The organism is Pedobacter nyackensis, from assembly GCF_900176505.1.
Taxonomy (GTDB): Bacteria; Bacteroidota; Bacteroidia; order Sphingobacteriales; family Sphingobacteriaceae; genus Pedobacter; species Pedobacter nyackensis.
In genome coordinates, this window is the sequence record NZ_FWYB01000001.1 from 478581 (window position 1) to 494854 (window position 16274).

At 40.4% G+C, this 16274-nt stretch carries 15 protein-coding genes and 1 tRNA gene; 10 read left to right on the top strand and 6 right to left on the bottom strand.

The genetic code is table 11. The features are described 5' to 3' along the window. Positions 1-22: 22 nt before the first annotated feature. Positions 23-2071 (bottom strand): ice-binding family protein, encoded by a 2049-nt coding sequence (locus B9A18_RS01955; RefSeq protein ID WP_144009369.1) that lies wholly within the window; start codon positions 2069-2071, stop codon positions 23-25. A 435-nt stretch (positions 2072-2506) separates the two neighbouring features. Between B9A18_RS01955 and B9A18_RS01960 the strand changes: the two genes are divergently transcribed. From B9A18_RS01960 to B9A18_RS01980, 5 genes are all read left to right on the top strand, one after another. Continuing rightward, the gene (locus B9A18_RS01960) at positions 2507-3517 is read left to right on the top strand and encodes a ligase-associated DNA damage response exonuclease (RefSeq protein ID WP_084286979.1); all 1011 of its coding nucleotides are present in this window, start codon (positions 2507-2509) and stop codon (positions 3515-3517) included. After that, a complete protein-coding gene (locus B9A18_RS01965; protein ID WP_084286980.1) occupies positions 3518-5122 on the top strand; it encodes an ATP-dependent DNA ligase in 1605 nt (534 codons plus the stop codon). Positions 5123-5157: 35 nt separating this feature from the next. Then, the gene (locus tag B9A18_RS01970) at positions 5158-7719 is read left to right on the top strand and encodes a ligase-associated DNA damage response DEXH box helicase (RefSeq protein WP_084286981.1); all 2562 of its coding nucleotides are present in this window, start codon (positions 5158-5160) and stop codon (positions 7717-7719) included. Continuing rightward, a complete protein-coding gene (pdeM, locus tag B9A18_RS01975) occupies positions 7709-8356 on the top strand; it encodes a ligase-associated DNA damage response endonuclease PdeM (protein ID WP_084286982.1) in 648 nt (215 codons plus the stop codon). The genes B9A18_RS01970 and pdeM overlap by 11 nt, the downstream gene beginning before the upstream one ends. A gap of 72 nt (positions 8357-8428) precedes the next feature. Next, complete coding sequence (locus B9A18_RS01980) at positions 8429-9370, top strand: YihY/virulence factor BrkB family protein (RefSeq protein ID WP_084286983.1); 942 nt, start codon at positions 8429-8431, stop codon at positions 9368-9370. A gap of 8 nt (positions 9371-9378) precedes the next feature. Here B9A18_RS01980 and B9A18_RS01985 read toward each other — a convergent pair whose 3' ends face one another. Next, positions 9379-9819, bottom strand: a complete 441-nt coding sequence (locus B9A18_RS01985) for a GNAT family N-acetyltransferase (RefSeq protein ID WP_084286984.1) — start codon at positions 9817-9819, stop codon at positions 9379-9381. Between the two features lie 246 nt (positions 9820-10065). On the opposite strand from B9A18_RS01985, the gene B9A18_RS01990 reads away from it, so the two are divergent. Next, complete coding sequence (locus tag B9A18_RS01990; protein ID WP_084286985.1) at positions 10066-10383, top strand: YtxH domain-containing protein; 318 nt, start codon at positions 10066-10068, stop codon at positions 10381-10383. Positions 10384-10513: 130 nt separating this feature from the next. On the opposite strand, the gene B9A18_RS01995 is transcribed toward B9A18_RS01990, so the two are convergent. Next, positions 10514-10584: transfer RNA gene (locus B9A18_RS01995), tRNA-OTHER, on the bottom strand. A gap of 336 nt (positions 10585-10920) precedes the next feature. On the opposite strand from B9A18_RS01995, the gene B9A18_RS02000 reads away from it, so the two are divergent. Continuing rightward, positions 10921-11370: a DoxX family protein gene (locus B9A18_RS02000; protein WP_084286986.1), complete on the top strand. Its 450-nt coding sequence runs from the start codon at positions 10921-10923 to the stop codon at positions 11368-11370. Here the strand turns inward: B9A18_RS02000 and B9A18_RS02005 are convergent. The 3 genes from B9A18_RS02005 to B9A18_RS02015 are packed head-to-tail and all read right to left on the bottom strand — an operon-like array spanning position 11360 to position 13515. Next, complete coding sequence (locus B9A18_RS02005; protein ID WP_084286987.1) at positions 11360-12598, bottom strand: RNA polymerase sigma factor; 1239 nt, start codon at positions 12596-12598, stop codon at positions 11360-11362. The genes B9A18_RS02000 and B9A18_RS02005 overlap by 11 nt on opposite strands. A gap of 50 nt (positions 12599-12648) precedes the next feature. Next, the gene (locus B9A18_RS02010; protein ID WP_084286988.1) at positions 12649-12987 is read right to left on the bottom strand and encodes a YciI family protein; all 339 of its coding nucleotides are present in this window, start codon (positions 12985-12987) and stop codon (positions 12649-12651) included. A gap of 48 nt (positions 12988-13035) precedes the next feature. Beyond that, complete coding sequence (locus tag B9A18_RS02015) at positions 13036-13515, bottom strand: carboxymuconolactone decarboxylase family protein (RefSeq protein ID WP_084286989.1); 480 nt, start codon at positions 13513-13515, stop codon at positions 13036-13038. Between the two features lie 39 nt (positions 13516-13554). Here B9A18_RS02015 and B9A18_RS02020 point away from each other — a divergent pair, with 39 nt between their 5' ends. From B9A18_RS02020 to B9A18_RS02030, 3 genes are all read left to right on the top strand, one after another. Beyond that, positions 13555-14187 carry a Crp/Fnr family transcriptional regulator gene (locus tag B9A18_RS02020; protein WP_235005211.1) on the top strand — a complete coding sequence of 211 codons (633 nt, stop codon included), beginning with the start codon at positions 13555-13557 and terminating at the stop codon, positions 14185-14187. Between the two features lie 84 nt (positions 14188-14271). Next, the gene (locus B9A18_RS02025; RefSeq protein ID WP_084286990.1) at positions 14272-15288 is read left to right on the top strand and encodes an NAD-dependent epimerase/dehydratase family protein; all 1017 of its coding nucleotides are present in this window, start codon (positions 14272-14274) and stop codon (positions 15286-15288) included. A gap of 63 nt (positions 15289-15351) precedes the next feature. Then, complete coding sequence (locus B9A18_RS02030; RefSeq protein WP_084286991.1) at positions 15352-16239, top strand: dienelactone hydrolase family protein; 888 nt, start codon at positions 15352-15354, stop codon at positions 16237-16239. The last annotated feature ends 35 nt before the right edge of the window (positions 16240-16274 follow it).

Genomic DNA, 16274 nt, shown 5'->3' on the forward strand with positions numbered 1-16274 from the left:
ATTTTTTAGTTTGTTTGTATGACTAGGGTTGAATAACAGTACTGGCGTTTAAGGTAACAGCGGTTTGTGCCAATAACCTGCCCGTAACTTTTGCTCCTGTGTTTAAAGAGATCAGTGTTTTGCTCAGAATGATCCCGCTAAAATCAGTATTAGATCCAAGCGTAGCTTGTCCGGTAACCACCCAGAATATATTCTTGGCCTGTGCACCACCTAACAAAGTAATCTTTGCATCATTGTTAACGGTAAGGTCCTGCGCGATCTGGAATACCCAGGTATCATTAGGTCCACCTGTTAATGTAACACCTGCATTTGATATCAATACACCGGTAGACCATTTATAAAGCCCTGCGGTTAATATCCTGCCGCTGATATCTCCGGCATATAAGCCTACAATAGGTGCTGGGGTAACCAAGCCATTAGCGGTTGTAAATGCTGTTTCCATATCACTGACCGCTGTTGTCATATTAGCGGGAGTCGGAGCGGCATAATCAGATGCATATACTTTCCCGGTTACAATTGGCGTATGAGACGATTGACCATTAGTATCCATGATTAACCCGAAGCCTGTAATGGCTGTTGCAGCTGCCGGGCTTACACCTATATTACCAGTAACGGAAGTAATACCAGTGGTAGATATACCTGATTTTGTCAATATTCCAAAATCGCCTGCACCACCCAGGTTAATAGCACCTGGCCCTATTCCCACTACCGGGATTGCGGCAAAACTAGCGGTGATATTTTTATTTGAAGTCATGCTTATCGTCAATGGATTTGTAGAGCCTGTAGCATCTACACTCCAACCCGTAAACAAATAGCCTGCATTCGGAACAGCCGTAAGCGTAACCAGTGCTCCGGGGTTATAACTGGCTAGTGCCGGTGTTTTGGTTACCGTTCCATTAATCGCGGTAACAGTTAAGGTATAGGTATTTAGGGTAAAGTTTGCCACAAACGCCCTGTTGCCTGCCAAAGCAAACGTATAACTTGGACTTGTCGATACCGGCAGCCCCGTCGTTTTATCCGTCCAGTTGGTAAAAGTATAACCTGGATTTGTAGCAGATGTAATGGTAACCGAAGTGCCTGAAGGATATGATCCTTCGCCGTTGGTAGTACCGCCCGCAACAGGGTTGGAGGTTAAGGTTACTGCAAATTGAGCAGCCGGGATCGCCCTGTAATTGGCAACCAGGGTCCTGTTGGCAATAATTGTGAACTGATAACTTGAACTTGCAGATACCACGTTACCATTTTCTGTCCAGTTTACAAAAGTATATCCTGCATTGGCAGCCGCAACAACTGTAACAGAAGTACCGATGACATAAGCACCGGAGCCAGCGGTTGTACCACCTGCAGCAGGACTGGATGATAAGTTCACCGCAAAGTTGCCCGGAGGGATCACGGTGAAGTTTGCAATTAAATTTCTGTTGTTTGTAATGGTAAACTGGTAACTCGAACTGTTAGAAACTACGTTGCCATTCTCTGTCCAGCTGGTAAAAGTATAACCTGCATTAGGTACTGCAGTAACCGCAACGGATGAGTTCAGTGCAAATGTACCTGCCCCTAAAAGCGTACCGCCAATAGCTGGACTAGCCGTTAGGCTTACTGCAGGAATCGTTGTAAAGCTCCATAAATAGTCAGCCTCCATAGCGGTATGAAATACATCCTTGGCTCCTGTAGTAACGGTGCCTGAGTATAATACAAACGGGCTAAGCGGTACATTGGGCGTAAAAGTGAATACTTTCAAATTCGCTGTCGGCGAAATCTTACCGACAACGGCCGTTGTGCCCTGCTTTATGGTAAGTGTCTGGTTATTTATAGTTGTAGAATCCATATCCGTATTAAAGGTTATGGAAATCACCTTGTTCAAAGGTACATCAACAGCCTTGTCCATGGGGTCAGTTGAAACAACAACCGGACAAAGTCCAACGACTTCATCTTCGAAATCATCCTTTTTACAGGCACCAATAGAAGTGAGCAGCATTAAAATGCCCAAAAACAGCATTTGATAGATTTTTGAGTAGCGCGGGAGTTTGCGCACGGAATTGCTCCCCTGGATTTGAGTAAAGTTAGGTTTCATAATTATGTGATAAACTTGGATAAGAATCTTCCAACCGGGCTTGGTGATTTGAAAAATAGGAGGAGATGATTAGTCTTCAAGTACAGCGGCACTTGCAAAGGAAGTGCCTGTATATTTTTTGAAATGCCTAATTCAGCTTACTTTCAATAAACCCGCTAACAATAAGAAATAACGTTACACAGCTAGCGTGGTATTCCAATTAACGGTCTCGCAGGAAGATTAAATTAATTATTTAAGTAATTAATAAACTATTGGTGGCAATATTAAATTATTGATAAAATAATTTAATGATCTGTTTATAGGACTATAGTGTAAGAATCCAACTAGGTTTTTAATAATATGATTCCAATAATTGGCTGGAGGTAAGGTTTAAGATCAAACAGTTCGCAAACAGCATTGTTCTTAAAGAGCAATTGCTTTTCATATACGTACTGTATGGCATTGATCACATTTACAAATAAAGGTATTTACTGTAAGCAAGGTGATTTCTATATCGATCCCTGGCATCCGGTTAACCTTGCTGTCACCACCCATGGCCATGCCGATCATGTCAAATGGGGGAACAAAGCCTACCTTTGTCATGAATTGACTAAACCGATCCTGCAACATCGATTGGGTGAGCTCAATATTCAAACCCTGCCTTATCATAAAGAGATCAGTATTAATGGGGTTAAATTAACCCTTTATCCTGCCGGACACGTTATAGGTTCAGCCCAGATCAGACTGGAATACAAAGGAGAAATTTGTGTGGTATCTGGCGATTACAAAGTTGAATACGATGGCATCAGTACTGCTTTTGAACCTGTAAAATGCCATACTTTTGTATCTGAAAGCACATTTGGACTCCCTATTTACAAATGGCAACCCCAACAGGATATTTTTAATCAAATTAAAAACTGGATTTCTCTTAACCGCGATAAAAACCAAACTACTGTTCTTGTTGCTTACAGTTTGGGCAAAGCGCAAAGGCTGATGACAGGTCTGGCAGGTTACGGTGATATGTACGTACACAGTTCAATCGCCAGCTTAAACCAAGTTTTTTCTAAAGCAGGTGTAATCCTGCCAACTACCATTCCTATTACCCCCGAAACCAGCAAGGAAATGCTACAGAAAGGAATTGTAATTGTCCCGCCGGCAGTGGCTGAGGGGAAATGGATAAAGAGTTTAACTCATGCAGCGACAGGTATTTGCTCTGGATGGATGCAGGTTAGGGCAGGTAGAAGATGGCGCAGTGCAGATGCGGGATTTGCGTTAAGTGACCATGCCGATTGGCCCGGCTTATTGTCGGCAATTAAAGCTACAGAAGCAGAAAAGGTTTTCGTGACACATGGCTATAGTGCAATTTTTAGCAAATACCTAAATGAAATCGGGATTGAGGCAGAGGAGGTGAAAACACAATATGGAGACGAGGAAGAAGAGGATAATGTAGAGATCAATAAAGATTAAATGAAACGGTTTAGCCAATTGATACAGCAGCTGGAGATGAGCAACAAAACCAACGATAAAATGTTGGCTCTTGTTGATTATTTTAATGAGGCGGATGATATGGATAAGCCCTATGTAATTGCGATGTTTACCGGAAAGCGGCCGAAACGTCCGGTAAGTACGGCCTTAATTAAACAATGGGCCATAGAATTATGTAATTTACCAGAATGGCTTTTTGCCGAATGCTACCACAATGTGGGGGATCTGAGTGAAACGATAGCACTTATATTGCCGCCTGCAAAGTCAATCAGCAACCGTAAATTACATGAATGGATCGATGATCTCGCTTTACTAAACGACAAGGATGAAACCTTTAAAAAGCAATTCATTACAAAGGCCTGGAATAGCCTGGAAACCTCAGAGCGCTTTATTTTTAATAAACTGATATCAGGCAATTTTAGAATCGGAGTATCCAATAAAATCCTGGTAAATGCGCTTGCTAAACAAAGTGATACCGAAAGTTGCAAAATTATGCACAGTATTATGGGCAAATGGCTTCCTTCTGAGATCAACTATGCCGACTTAATTAGCGGCACACATGTAAACACAAACAATTCATGGCCATATCCCTTTTGCCTCGCTTATGCCTTGGAAGCAGTACCATCATCACTTGGAGAACCTCAGGAATGGCAAGCCGAATGGAAGTGGGATGGCATCAGAGGTCAGATTGTGAAACGCAACGGAGAGTTATTTATCTGGTCGAGAGGTGAGGAACTGGTCACCGAACAATTTCCTGAACTCCATTTTTTATTACAGGAATTAGCCGATGGTACTGTATTGGATGGTGAAATACTGTCTGTAAAAGATGGAAAAGTGCAGGCATTTAGCATATTACAACAACGGTTAAACAGAAAAACCATCCATAAAAATCAGTTAAATGATGCGCCAATAGGTTTCTATACCTACGACCTGCTGGAATATAAAGGACGTGATCTACGTGAAGAGCCATTGAGTAAACGCAGGCAATCGTTGGAAGCTGTTATTTCAAATTTGAAAACCAATAAGGTGGTCATGCTGTCGCCAATAGTTTCATTTACCCAGTGGGACGAACTGGCTAAACTTAGAGAAAGCTCCAGGGACCTCAACAGCGAGGGCATCATGTTAAAAAAACTAGATTCATCCTATCATACCGGAAGGAAGCGTGGAGATTGGTGGAAATGGAAAATAAATCCTTACACTGTGGATACGGTAATGATCTACGCTCAAAAAGGCAGCGGCAGAAGAGCAAATTTTTATACTGACTATACTTTTGCAGTTAGGGATGGAGATCAGCTCATCACCATAGCTAAAGCTTATTCGGGATTAACAGATAAAGAAATTAAGGAAGTAAATGCCTTTGTTGTAAAAAACGCCATTGAAAAATTTGGTCCCGTAAGAACCGTTAAACCGGAACTGGTATTTGAAATTGCTTTTGAGGGAATAGCAGAAAGTAAGCGACATAAAGCGGGTTTGGCTTTAAGATTCCCAAGGATTGCAAGATGGAGAAAAGATAAAAATGCAGATGAGATAAACACATTAGATGATTTACGTCAGCTATTACAAGCTACTTTATTACCTCCGGCGTAATGGTTTAAACCCAAAATTTCTGATATTATACAAACATGCAGCTGGAAAAAAGTAAAGGATACAAGAAGGTGATTAAATGGCTTAAACAGCATAAAAAGAAGCCGTTTAAATTTCAGACAGACGCCTGGCTCTATTACGCCGAAGGTTATTCTGGTCTTATAAATGCCCCGACAGGCTTTGGCAAAACTTTCTCTATTTTTCTGGCAGTTGTCATCGACGAATTAAATGCTGACCTATCTTCTGCTGCAAGCACAGCGGCGGTTAAGAAAAAAGGGAGCCAAATACAACAAAAACGGAAATCAGGTTTAAAACTAATCTGGATTACCCCACTACGTTCTCTTGCCAAAGATCTTGCACGTGCTATGCGTGAAGTTTGTGAACAGCTTGAATTGGATTGGCATATAGGCGTTCGCAACGGCGATACTCCTCAAAATGAAAAGCTGAAGCAAAAAAAACAGATGCCTGAGGTGCTTATCATTACTCCTGAAAGTATCCACCTCTTGCTTGCCCAAAAAAGTACCTTCAACTATTTTGATCAACTCCAATGTATTGTTGCCGATGAATGGCATGAACTGCTGGGCAGCAAAAGAGGGGTAATGACTGAACTTGCTATATCAAGAATCAGGGGATTGCTTATAGACCAACACCCCGAGCGTTTACTTAGAATATGGGGCATATCTGCAACCATAGGAAATCTGGAACAGGCAATGGACGTATTGGTACCTTATGATGAGGTACTGAAAACCATCATCAAATCCGATGTTGAAAAGAAAATAGAAATCCGTTCTATCTTGCCCGACCATATCGATATGTTGCCCTGGGCCGGACACCTGGGACATAAATTGGCTCATAAGCTTTTACCAATCATTCATAAGAGTAAAACAACACTCATATTTACCAATACCCGGGGCCAGGCCGAATTATGGTATCAAACCTTGCTGGCTCAGGATGAAAATCTGGCAGGTCAGCTCGCTATTCACCATGGATCAATAGATTATGAATTAAGAAACTGGATTGAAGAGGCTATTCATACGGGGGTATTGAAAGCGGTAGTCTGCACCTCATCCCTGGATCTGGGAGTTGATTTTAAGCCTGTAGATACCGTTATACAAATAGGTTCGCCAAAAGGTGTCGCTCGGTTTTTGCAACGGGCAGGTAGAAGTGGTCACTCTCCTTACGAGACTTCTAAAATATACTTTCTGCCTACCCATGCGCTCGAACTGGTAGAAGCTGCAGCAATTAAAGAAGCCGCTAGAACACAGGATATAGAAAGTCGGGAGCCTATAGTCATGTCTTTTGATGCGTTAATCCAATACCTCGTTACCTTGGCTGTTGGTGACGGTTTTGATGATGAAAAGATATTTTTTGAAATCAAACAAACGCATGCATTTAGAGAGTTATTGCCACAGGAATGGAAATGGATCATGCAATTTATCACTACAGGTGGTGATAGTTTAACAGCCTACAATGAGTTCAAAAAAGTAAGTAAAGATGAGGATGGCCTTTGGAAGGTGAAGAGCCGGCAGATTGCGATGCGTCATCGGCTCCATATTGGAACTATAGTGAGTGATGCAATGCTTAAAGTTAAATACTTAACCGGCGGTTATGTGGGTATGATTGAGGAATCTTTTATCTCGAGAATGAAGCCCGGAAGTAGTTTTACACTTGCCGGCAGAGTATTGGAATTTATAATGGTAAAAGAGATGATGGTGCTGGTTCGAAAAAGCAAAATGAAACAAGCCATTAGTCCAAGCTGGATGGGAGGTCGCATATCGCTAAGCGCTAACCTTGGTAGTATACTCAGGAAAAAATACAATGAAACCTTAAATAAAACCCATGGTGAAGAGGAACTGGATTTTATTTTACCCTTATTTGAACGTCAGGCAAAGGTTTCACACGTACCTAAAAGTGATGAGTTTCTTATTGAACTCATTAATACCAAAGATGGTTATCACTTTTTCGCCTATCCCTTTGAAGGTCGGCAGGTACATGAAATTATGGCTGCATTGATTGCATACCGCTTAGGGAGGATTAAGCCAATCAGCTTCTCTATCGCTATGAACGATTATGGCTTCGAACTATTAAGTGAACAGCCAATCCCCCTCGATGAAGCTCATATTAAAGCACTTTTTACTCCTGTAAACCTCAGCGAAGATATTGTTGCGAGCATTAATGCAACTGAAATGGCAAGGCGAAAATTCAGAGATATAGCTTGCATTTCCGGACTCGTATTTCAGGGCTATCCCGGTAAATACGTTGCGAACAAACACCTTCAATCTTCTGCAGGTCTATTTTTTAGTGTTTTTAGTGATTATGATAAACACAACTTGCTATTGCGTCAAGCTTATGATGAAGCATTTTACCAACAAATTGAGGAACCGAGGTTGGCAGCTGCCTTAAAACGTATTCAGGAGAGCAAAATAATTATTGTTAAAACAGATCGTTATACTCCTTTATGTTTCCCGATTAAGGTAGACAGCTTAAGAGATAGTATGAGTTCCGAAGAGTTAAGCCATCGCATTGAAAGGATGACCGCAGAATCAGAGAAAACAGCACAGGTGAAAAAGAAAAACAACCGACGAAAAGATGATCATTGATTGTAAAGGGGAACAGTTTATACTCAACAAGGAGCGGGCAATCTTTTGGGTGGCAAAAAAAATGCTCATCATCAGTGATTTGCATATTGGAAAATCTGCACATTTTAGAAGATCGGGTATCCAAGTACCCGACACCGTAGGTTTAACGGATCTTCACCGCTTAACTTCTTTGATGAAAGAATTTGAACCTGATACCTTACTCGTAACTGGCGACATGTTTCATAACAACATCAATAGTGATGCAAATGCTTTTGTGGATTGGAGAAGAGGTTATCCTCATTTAAAAATAGTGCTGATTAAAGGGAACCATGATGCTTTGAAAAACGAAGATTATGAGGCCTTAAATATAGAAGTACATACTAAAGAATTACTTTGTGCACCCTTCCGGTTTATACACGACCAACCCGTAGAAAGGGATGAATATTACAATATTTGTGGTCACATTCATCCTGGTGTCGTTTTGTATGGAAAGGCACGACAACAATTAAAGTTCCCATGCTTCTATTTTGGACAGCATTGTGCAATTTTACCCGCCTTCAGTGTTTTTACCGGATTAAAAATACTAAAACCACAAGAAGGTGATCGGTTTTACGCGCTTACCCTCCATAAAGTGATTGAAGTAAAGCGCATCAGGTAAACAATTTATTGTTGGGAGATGTTCTTCTTAAACGAGTTTTATGGACTTTAGAGTAGGATATGATGTAAACTTATGAAACACAAGCGAATTACATTTAAAGGCCTTTGGGGTTTGTTGAAAGCAACCTTTACCGGATTTGACGACCATAAGGTTACCAAACTGAGTGGATCTCTGGCTTACTATACCGTCTTTTCCATGGCACCACTATTGGTAGTGATCATTTCATTATGTGGAATATTTCTTGGGCAGGAAGCTGCCGAAGGTAAAATATACGAACAACTGGCTGGTTTTATGGGTAAAGAAACGGCATCGCAACTTCAGGAGATTGTTGCAAAAGCAGCCATCGGTGACAAGGGCGTTGTAGCATTTGTCATAGGAATTGTGACGCTACTTGTTGGGGCGACGACGGTGTTTGCAGACATTCAGGATTCCATCAATTTCATATGGGGACTTAAACCCAAGCCCAAACGAGGTTGGTTAAAAATTCTGCAAAACAGGTTTCTCTCTTTTTCGGTGATCATTAGCCTGGGTTTCATTTTACTGGTGTCATTGGCGGTTACAGCTTTGCTCGATGGTTTTAGTGTGCGCCTTCAGGCCAGGTTTTCTCAAGTTTCGGTAATCTTGTTTTATATACTGAACCAGTTGCTGACCCTGACGGTGATCTCGCTCATTTTTGGTGTAATTTTTAAAGTACTTCCAGATGCGGTAATCAAGTGGCGGGATGTGGTATTTGGGGCTATAGTTACAGCATTGCTGTTTATGCTAGGCAAATCCGGTATCTCCATTTATATTGGACAAAGCGATGTAGGCAGCACTTACGGAGCCGCAGGCTCACTAGTCATTTTATTATTGTGGACCTATTATTCTTCCATCATTTTGTATGTAGGTGCAGAGTTCACAAAAGCGTATGCCATTGCTTATGGATCAGAGATTCGGCCATCGTCCTACGCCGTGACTACTAAAGAAATTGAAGTAGAAACAGGTAGTAATTCTATTCAGGAAAATGCTTCATGAACCGGCTGCTATTCCAATTTCATCCATGACGCTTTAGTCATTTCGAATTTAATTTCTTTTTCGCCATTCCATCCAATCTCTTTCCATCCAGATTTTTCATAAAATCCGGCTGCTCTGGTATTGGGGACGGTTCCTAACCAAACACTATCCTTTCCATTAGAAAAATACCAATTCAGTATTAAATCCTGCAATCGCTTTCCAATGCCTTTTCCTTCGAATGCCGGCGATAAAAACAGCGCCCAGATGTTTTCTTCCTTTAAATCAACTATGGAGAATCCTACTATTTGACCATCAATTTCGCATACCCAACCTTTACCTCTTACAGTTAAAAATTCTACATAATCATCATATGTTATCAAATCTGGATTAGATAAAGTGTTTTCGGTCACCGAATTTCTGACAACATGAATCTGTTGTATATCTTCAATTTTTGCTTCTCTAAAATCCATGTGGTTTATAAAATTATTCTAGTTACACTTGTTTCGTTCCTGCATCAATTGTGCTACTTTGTGTCACCTAAAGTATGATTTTATTTCCTTTTCGGTTAAAAGAATATTTTGTAAACAATTTATATTGGAAGGTGTTCTGAGTTAAGAATCGTAACGATATGAAACCATCATGAGCAAACGCTCACAAATAGCGATGAATATTGCTCATGATAGCTTCATTACCATTGAAAACAAAATTATATTCCAATGAAAAATAAAAAATTGCATGCATTTTTTACGCAGGCCTCTTCAGGAAGAAAGCCTGTAGTTATTGCTTTATTGACTGGTTTGGCGGTTGTGACCGTGCTTGGTGTTTTACTTACATCTGAAAGAGGTCAGAAGCTTAGAGGAAGAGTTCGAGATTTGGCTGGAAGGGTAGAGAAGGACATGGCTGAGGAAACGGAACAAATTCAAAATAATCATCAGGGATATATTACCCATAAAAGGCCTAAATCGGATATTAGAAGCCTGATCCATCCAGGATACACAGAGGAAGCACATACTGAACAGGGCCTAAGTTTTTAATGTAAAAGGGCTGTCCATCCAGACAGCCCTTTACTAACCAAATATAAATTAAACGAGCAAAGTTTGTGCTTCTCAGCATGAAACTTTAATAAAGCAGGCTGCAATGAGTAGACAGCCGTGATTTGCTTTGACGTCATGAGCGGACTCGAACCGCTGTAGAAGGGTTATGAAATCTTCGCCTAGCCACTCAGCCACATGACTGTTTTTGATTGGTTTTTGCCAACCCATGGGACAAATGTAAATAAATACTACTAAAATAGTAGTATTTATTTTAAAAATTATTTTAATGGCCAATTCTATGGTAAAAGGTGGTTTACAATATCTAATTTTCAGTCAGTCACCAATACTTTTGAATTCGTTTGCTAAGTTGTATAATATAGCTTTCTAACTATGCCAACAGGAGGTTGGAGCCGGCGAGCTTCACATTTCTGTGAAGCTTTGTTTGTTTAAAATATTATGGAAATAACTTTTCCTGAAAAAAACTGATTAAATTGTCTTGTAAAGGTCGTACAAATAGAAAATTATTAAAAAAAAGAAATGAAACCATTAATCGTATTGCTTCTGGTATTTTGTATAGCTCTCCTAATAGTAAGAGCTATTAGCGGTAAATATGACATTGCATTTTCAGGAAGAATTGCAATGTCTTGTATGCTGGTATTCTCAGCGATCGGGCATTTTGCTTTTACCAAAGGAATGTCATTAATGATGCCCCAATTTATTCCCTTTAAATTACAAATCGTTTATTTGACTGGGGTTTTAGAAATCATTTTTGCAGCGGGACTTTTACTTCCCGATTTTCAGGTTTTAACTGCTTGGGTACTGGTGGTTTTTCTAATCTTAGTACTTCCTGCAAATATTTATGCTTCAATAAAAAATGTGAACTATCAAAAAGCAACATTTGATGGGAATGGATTAGCCTACCTATGGTTTAGGATTCCTTTGCAATTTCTTTTTATTAGTTGGATATATTTATCCGCTATGATCTGATTAGCAGTTGATCTATTTTCAGTTGCATGAGTTGTTGTTCCGCTGGAGTTTTTGCTAATGCCTTTGCCCTTTCAAAACACGCTATTGCCTTACTCTTATCTACATTTTTATTAAGTTCTCCTAGCAGAACAAAATAGAAATGATTATCCTCCAGTTTTAACTTTTCTGCTTCGGGCAGGGCCACTTCAGCTCCATTCGCTTTGTACAAGGCAAATGTTCTGTTGAGTGCAGCTGCGGGGGAGTAGTTGATCATTAAAAGCTGATTGTAAAGTTGTAAAATCTCTTCCCATTTTTCTGCGGTATCTTCCTTTATACAATGACAATAAGCAATCCTGGCTTCGAGGTGATAGGTGCTTAATTCTTCTCCTATGGCCGACAGGTTCAAAAAATGAATGCCCTGACTGATTAGTTCTTTATTCCAGATATCTTCGTCTTGCTGTTCGTATAAGATCAGTTCGCCTTCGCCACTTTGGCGGGCATCAAAACGTGAAGAGTGGAAACACATTAACGCAATCAACGCATTTGTTTTAGGCAGATTGGTTTTGTCGTATTCCGTAAGCATTACACCTAAACGTAAGGCCTCTATGCAGAGGTCCTTTCGCAGAATCTGGTTCTGGGTTTTAGAATAATAACCTTCGCTAAAAAGCAGGTAAATAATATGAAGCACATTATCCAGGCGCTTGGTAATTTCACGCTCGGCAGGAAATGCAAGTTGAATCTGCTCCGTGCGTAGCTTCTCTTTTGCCCTGAACAGTCTTTTGTTGATGGTTTCTTTGTTCGATAAGAAGGCTTCAGCTATTTCATCAATGCCAAAACCACAAAGGATGCGCAATGCAAGTCCGATTTGAGCCTCACTGGCAATAGCTGGTGTGCAAATGGCAAAGAGCATCTGCAGCTGACTATCCTTGATGTTTTGTTGTGAAAAGCTAAATTCATCAGTATTATCCTGCTGTTCTTGCTTTCGGTTAATTTCTGGAATCACCTTATCTTCAAAAATTTTATTTCTTCTGAAATATGAAAGGGTTTTTTGCTTGGCTACTGTATAAAGCCAGGCCTCCGGATTTACCGGTATCCCCTTTGTTTTCCAGGTCTCCGTAGCCAGCAGGAATGTTTCGCTAACAATATCTTCGGCTATTTCTATATGTTGCAGGCCAAAGCGTTTACTGATTACCGCAACCATCTTGGAAAATTCCTGTTGGAATAAATGCTTTAAATGATCCTGTTTCATAATTAATTAGGAGAGCAGCTATAGAAAATACAGCTGCTCTTGTTTTTATTTTAAGCAAATATGGGTCTTATTTCAACACTTCCATCTGCATCCAGCGCCGGACAACCATGTGCTAAAGTTGTTGCTTCTTCCAGACTATCGGCAGTAACCACAATAAAACCGCCTAATCTCTCTCTGATCTCTACAAAAGGACCATCAGTAACCACACCACCTGGCTTAAGCACTTTACCGGCTACCTCCAGACGGGCACCATGGTTTTTAAATTTTCCTTGTGCAGCTATTCCACCTATCCAATCATTCCATTTTTTGTTTATCGCCGCCATTTCTTCTGCTGAAGAATTGCTATAATCATAACTGGGCTGGCGAAATATGAATACGAAGTCTTTCATCTCAATTGCTTTTATAATTTTTGAATATAGGAATTTGATTGTATTGCGTTAATTTTTATTTGCCGGCACTTTGTGCTGACCAACGGTATAACTTCCGGCTACAGTACGGAAGGAGATATTGATGCGGTTGTAACTGTTGATAGTCGTGATGGCTAATGTCAGGTCGATCAATTCTTCTTCAGAAAACTGTGCGCTGGCAATTTCATAGCTCTCGGTGTCTACATTACCATCTTTAATCAAGGTAACGGCTTCTGCCCATTGTAGCGCAGCACGTTCACGTTCGCTAAACAAGGGTGCTTCGCGCCAGGCGTCAAGCAGAAAAAGACGTTGCGGCCTTTCGCCTATGGCAAGTAAGTCTTTCGAATGCATATCCAAACAATATGCACAACCATTAATTTGTGATACCCTGAAATAGATCAGGTGTAAAAGCTCTTGTTCAATTGAACATTTACCAAGATAGGCACCAATACCATACATTGCTCTCATTGCATTCTGGCCTTTTTCAAAGGCATTAATTCTCTGTTCCATTTTATTATTGTTTTATAGTTATTGATTTATACTACCATAATGCATGAGGTTAAAGAAATTGGACAGGACGAAGAATGTTTTTTTACATTTGTTACGATGATAGATAAGTTTTTAAATTTTGTTGCCACAAGAACTGCATTAACAGATACTGATATAGCCCTTTGTAAAAAGTATTTTGAACCGGTATTATTCCCTAAAAACAGGATTATTGAAGAGCAGGACAAAGTTCCTAAATATCTCTACTACATTGTCTCTGGATACTTACGCTTATTTCATTATAATCAAAACGGAGATGAGGTAACCACCCATATCAACTGCCCTCCTGGATTTTTTACATCTTACTCCAACTTCATCAACCAGACAAAGTCCGATGAAAATGTGGAGTGTATTACGGAATGCGAGTTGCTCCGGATTACTAAAAATGATCTGGATGAAATCACTTCCAAAAGTTCCTCAATAAAGGATTTCAGTATTTTTGTCTTTCAGCAATCTCTTACTTACAACGAAAAGAGATCCAGAGAGCTTGGAACCTTATCAGCTGAACAACGCTACCGCAAATTGATGGAAGAACATCCGGATATTTTACATAATGTGCCAATTTCATATATAGCCTCCTTCCTGGGGATGAAAGCTGAAAGCCTGAGTCGTATACGCAGGAAAATAACTAACTAATTTTCAAACCTCCATTAACTAACAAAAGTCAAGTAGATTCGAATACAGGCTCCCGAACTTTGTCTGGTATTAAAAGAATATATTATGACACAAAAAAGTTTAGCCTTAGTATCCGGAGCAAACGGACACTTGGGTAATAATTTAGTCCGCTTCCTGATTAAAAAAGGGATACCCGTAAGGGCTACTGTAAGAAACATAAAAAACAAAGCGCCTTTTGCAGGGCTGGATTGCGAAGTGGTTCAGGCAGATATTACAGATAAGGCATCATTTGTACGCGCATTACAAGGCGTCGAAACCTTTTATGCAGTGGGTGCCTCATTTAAACTTTGGGCAAAAGACCCCAAAAAGGAAATCTATGATGTCAATATTCAGGGGACAAGAAACACTATCGAAGCCGCAGCTGAAGCAGGCGTAAAGCGTATTGTGTATGTTAGCTCCATTGCCGCGTTGAATTACACTACACTGCCAACAAAGGAAAGTTACGGCTATAATACCGACCGTAGGGACATGTACTACAATTCAAAAAACGATGGCGAAATACTGGCATTTAGTCTGGCAAAAGAACTTGGAATTGAATTGGTATCGATTATGCCGGCTGCAATGATTGGCAGTGAAGCTTTTTTGCCCTTGAATGTTTCCTATGGTATACTAAAACTGATATTGAACAAGGAAATTCCCGTTGACACCAGGATCGCTCTGAACTGGATAGATGTAAAAGATGTGGCAGAAGGCTGTTATTTAGCCGCGATCAAAGGGCGGGACGGGGAACGTTATATTCTGGCTAATGAGCAATGTATGACCATTACCGACACTAGTTTACTTGCCAGTAAGCTATATCCCGAATTGAAATTGAAAGTGCCAGGAGCTGTTCCCAAACCTTTACTGTTCGCTATTGCGGGACTAATGGAACTCATATCGAAATTAAGCGGAAAAGCCCCTTTATTGACAAGAAAGGATATTGCAATGTTCTCTGGTCTGCAACAAAATTTCGACATTTCAAAGGCCAGAACCGAATTGGGCTTTAACCCGAAAACACCGGAACTGGCAGTTGAGGAAGCTCTGGTATATTTGATTGAAAACAAGCAATTGCTTGGAAAATAAAAGACTTCAGAGCCCTGTCTTTTTATTTTCTATTAATTACTATATTTAGGTAAAACAACAGCTATGAGCCAGATTAATAAGGAAGATATTAAGCAGGAAGTATTTGATCTTTATGATGATTATGCACATGAAAGGCTCGACCGCCGATCTTTTGTACAGAAGCTATCTTTTTATGCAGTTGGCGGACTTACCGTGCCCGCACTGATGAGTTTTTTGATGCCGGAATACCAGGACAATGTAGAGGTGAAGCCTGACGACCCTCGCCTGAAATCTGAATACATTAATTATTCCTCACCAAAAGGAGGTGAAACCATCAAGGGATTGTTATCTAAACCTGTAGCTGCCAAGAAGAAGCTGGGCGGTATTATCGTGGTGCATGAAAACCGTGGATTGAATCCTTACATTGAAGATGTTGCCAGAAGGGCTGCTCTAGCTGGATTTATTTCGCTGGCACCTGATGCGTTGTCGCCACTTGGAGGCTACCCCGGTAATGATGATGAAGGGCGTGCACTACAAAGTAAGAGGGACAAGGGGGAAATGGAAGAGGATTTTATAGCAGCATATGAGTATCTTAAAAAGCATAAAGACTGTAACGGTAAGGTTGGTGTGGTAGGTTTTTGTTTCGGTGGGGGCATAGCTAATATGATGGCTGTTCGGATACCGGAACTTGCTGCAGCTGTTCCTTTTTACGGCAGTCAGCCTGCGCTGGCTGACGTACCTAAAATTAAAGCACCTTTAATGCTGCATTACGCATCTCTGGATACAAGGATTACAGCAGGCTGGTCAGCTTACGAAGCCGCCTTAAAAGAGAATGGTAAAAAGTATCAAGGCTTTGTTTACGAAAATGTAAATCATGGTTTCCATAATAATAGCACACCTCGTTATGATAAAGCAGCCGCAGAGCTTGCCTGGAAGCGTACAATAGATTTTTTTAGTGAGCATTTGAAATAATGGATTAGTCCTGTTTTTTTTTGTTCCGGTTCACC

Excerpts from the sequence above, each read along its gene's own strand:
- pdeM (WP_084286982.1), top strand. The coding sequence starts at position 7,709 with ATGATCATTGATTGTAAAGGGGAACAGTTTATACTCAACAAGGAGCGG.
- B9A18_RS01980 (WP_084286983.1), top strand. The coding sequence starts at position 8,429 with ATGAAACACAAGCGAATTACATTTAAAGGCCTTTGGGGTTTGTTGAAA.
- B9A18_RS01985 (WP_084286984.1), bottom strand. The coding sequence starts at position 9,819 with ATGGATTTTAGAGAAGCAAAAATTGAAGATATACAACAGATTCATGTT.
- B9A18_RS01965 (WP_084286980.1), top strand. The coding sequence starts at position 3,518 with ATGAAACGGTTTAGCCAATTGATACAGCAGCTGGAGATGAGCAACAAA.
- B9A18_RS02015 (WP_084286989.1), bottom strand. The coding sequence starts at position 13,515 with ATGGAACAGAGAATTAATGCCTTTGAAAAAGGCCAGAATGCAATGAGA.
- B9A18_RS01960 (WP_084286979.1), top strand. The coding sequence starts at position 2,507 with ATGGCATTGATCACATTTACAAATAAAGGTATTTACTGTAAGCAAGGT.
- B9A18_RS01990 (WP_084286985.1), top strand. The coding sequence starts at position 10,066 with ATGAAAAATAAAAAATTGCATGCATTTTTTACGCAGGCCTCTTCAGGA.
- B9A18_RS01970 (WP_084286981.1), top strand. The coding sequence starts at position 5,158 with ATGCAGCTGGAAAAAAGTAAAGGATACAAGAAGGTGATTAAATGGCTT.
- B9A18_RS02020 (WP_235005211.1), top strand. The coding sequence starts at position 13,555 with ATGCATGAGGTTAAAGAAATTGGACAGGACGAAGAATGTTTTTTTACA.
- B9A18_RS02030 (WP_084286991.1), top strand. The coding sequence starts at position 15,352 with ATGAGCCAGATTAATAAGGAAGATATTAAGCAGGAAGTATTTGATCTT.
- B9A18_RS02005 (WP_084286987.1), bottom strand. The coding sequence starts at position 12,598 with ATGAAACAGGATCATTTAAAGCATTTATTCCAACAGGAATTTTCCAAG.
- B9A18_RS02025 (WP_084286990.1), top strand. The coding sequence starts at position 14,272 with ATGACACAAAAAAGTTTAGCCTTAGTATCCGGAGCAAACGGACACTTG.
- B9A18_RS02010 (WP_084286988.1), bottom strand. The coding sequence starts at position 12,987 with ATGAAAGACTTCGTATTCATATTTCGCCAGCCCAGTTATGATTATAGC.
- B9A18_RS01955 (WP_144009369.1), bottom strand. The coding sequence starts at position 2,071 with ATGAAACCTAACTTTACTCAAATCCAGGGGAGCAATTCCGTGCGCAAA.
- B9A18_RS02000 (WP_084286986.1), top strand. The coding sequence starts at position 10,921 with ATGAAACCATTAATCGTATTGCTTCTGGTATTTTGTATAGCTCTCCTA.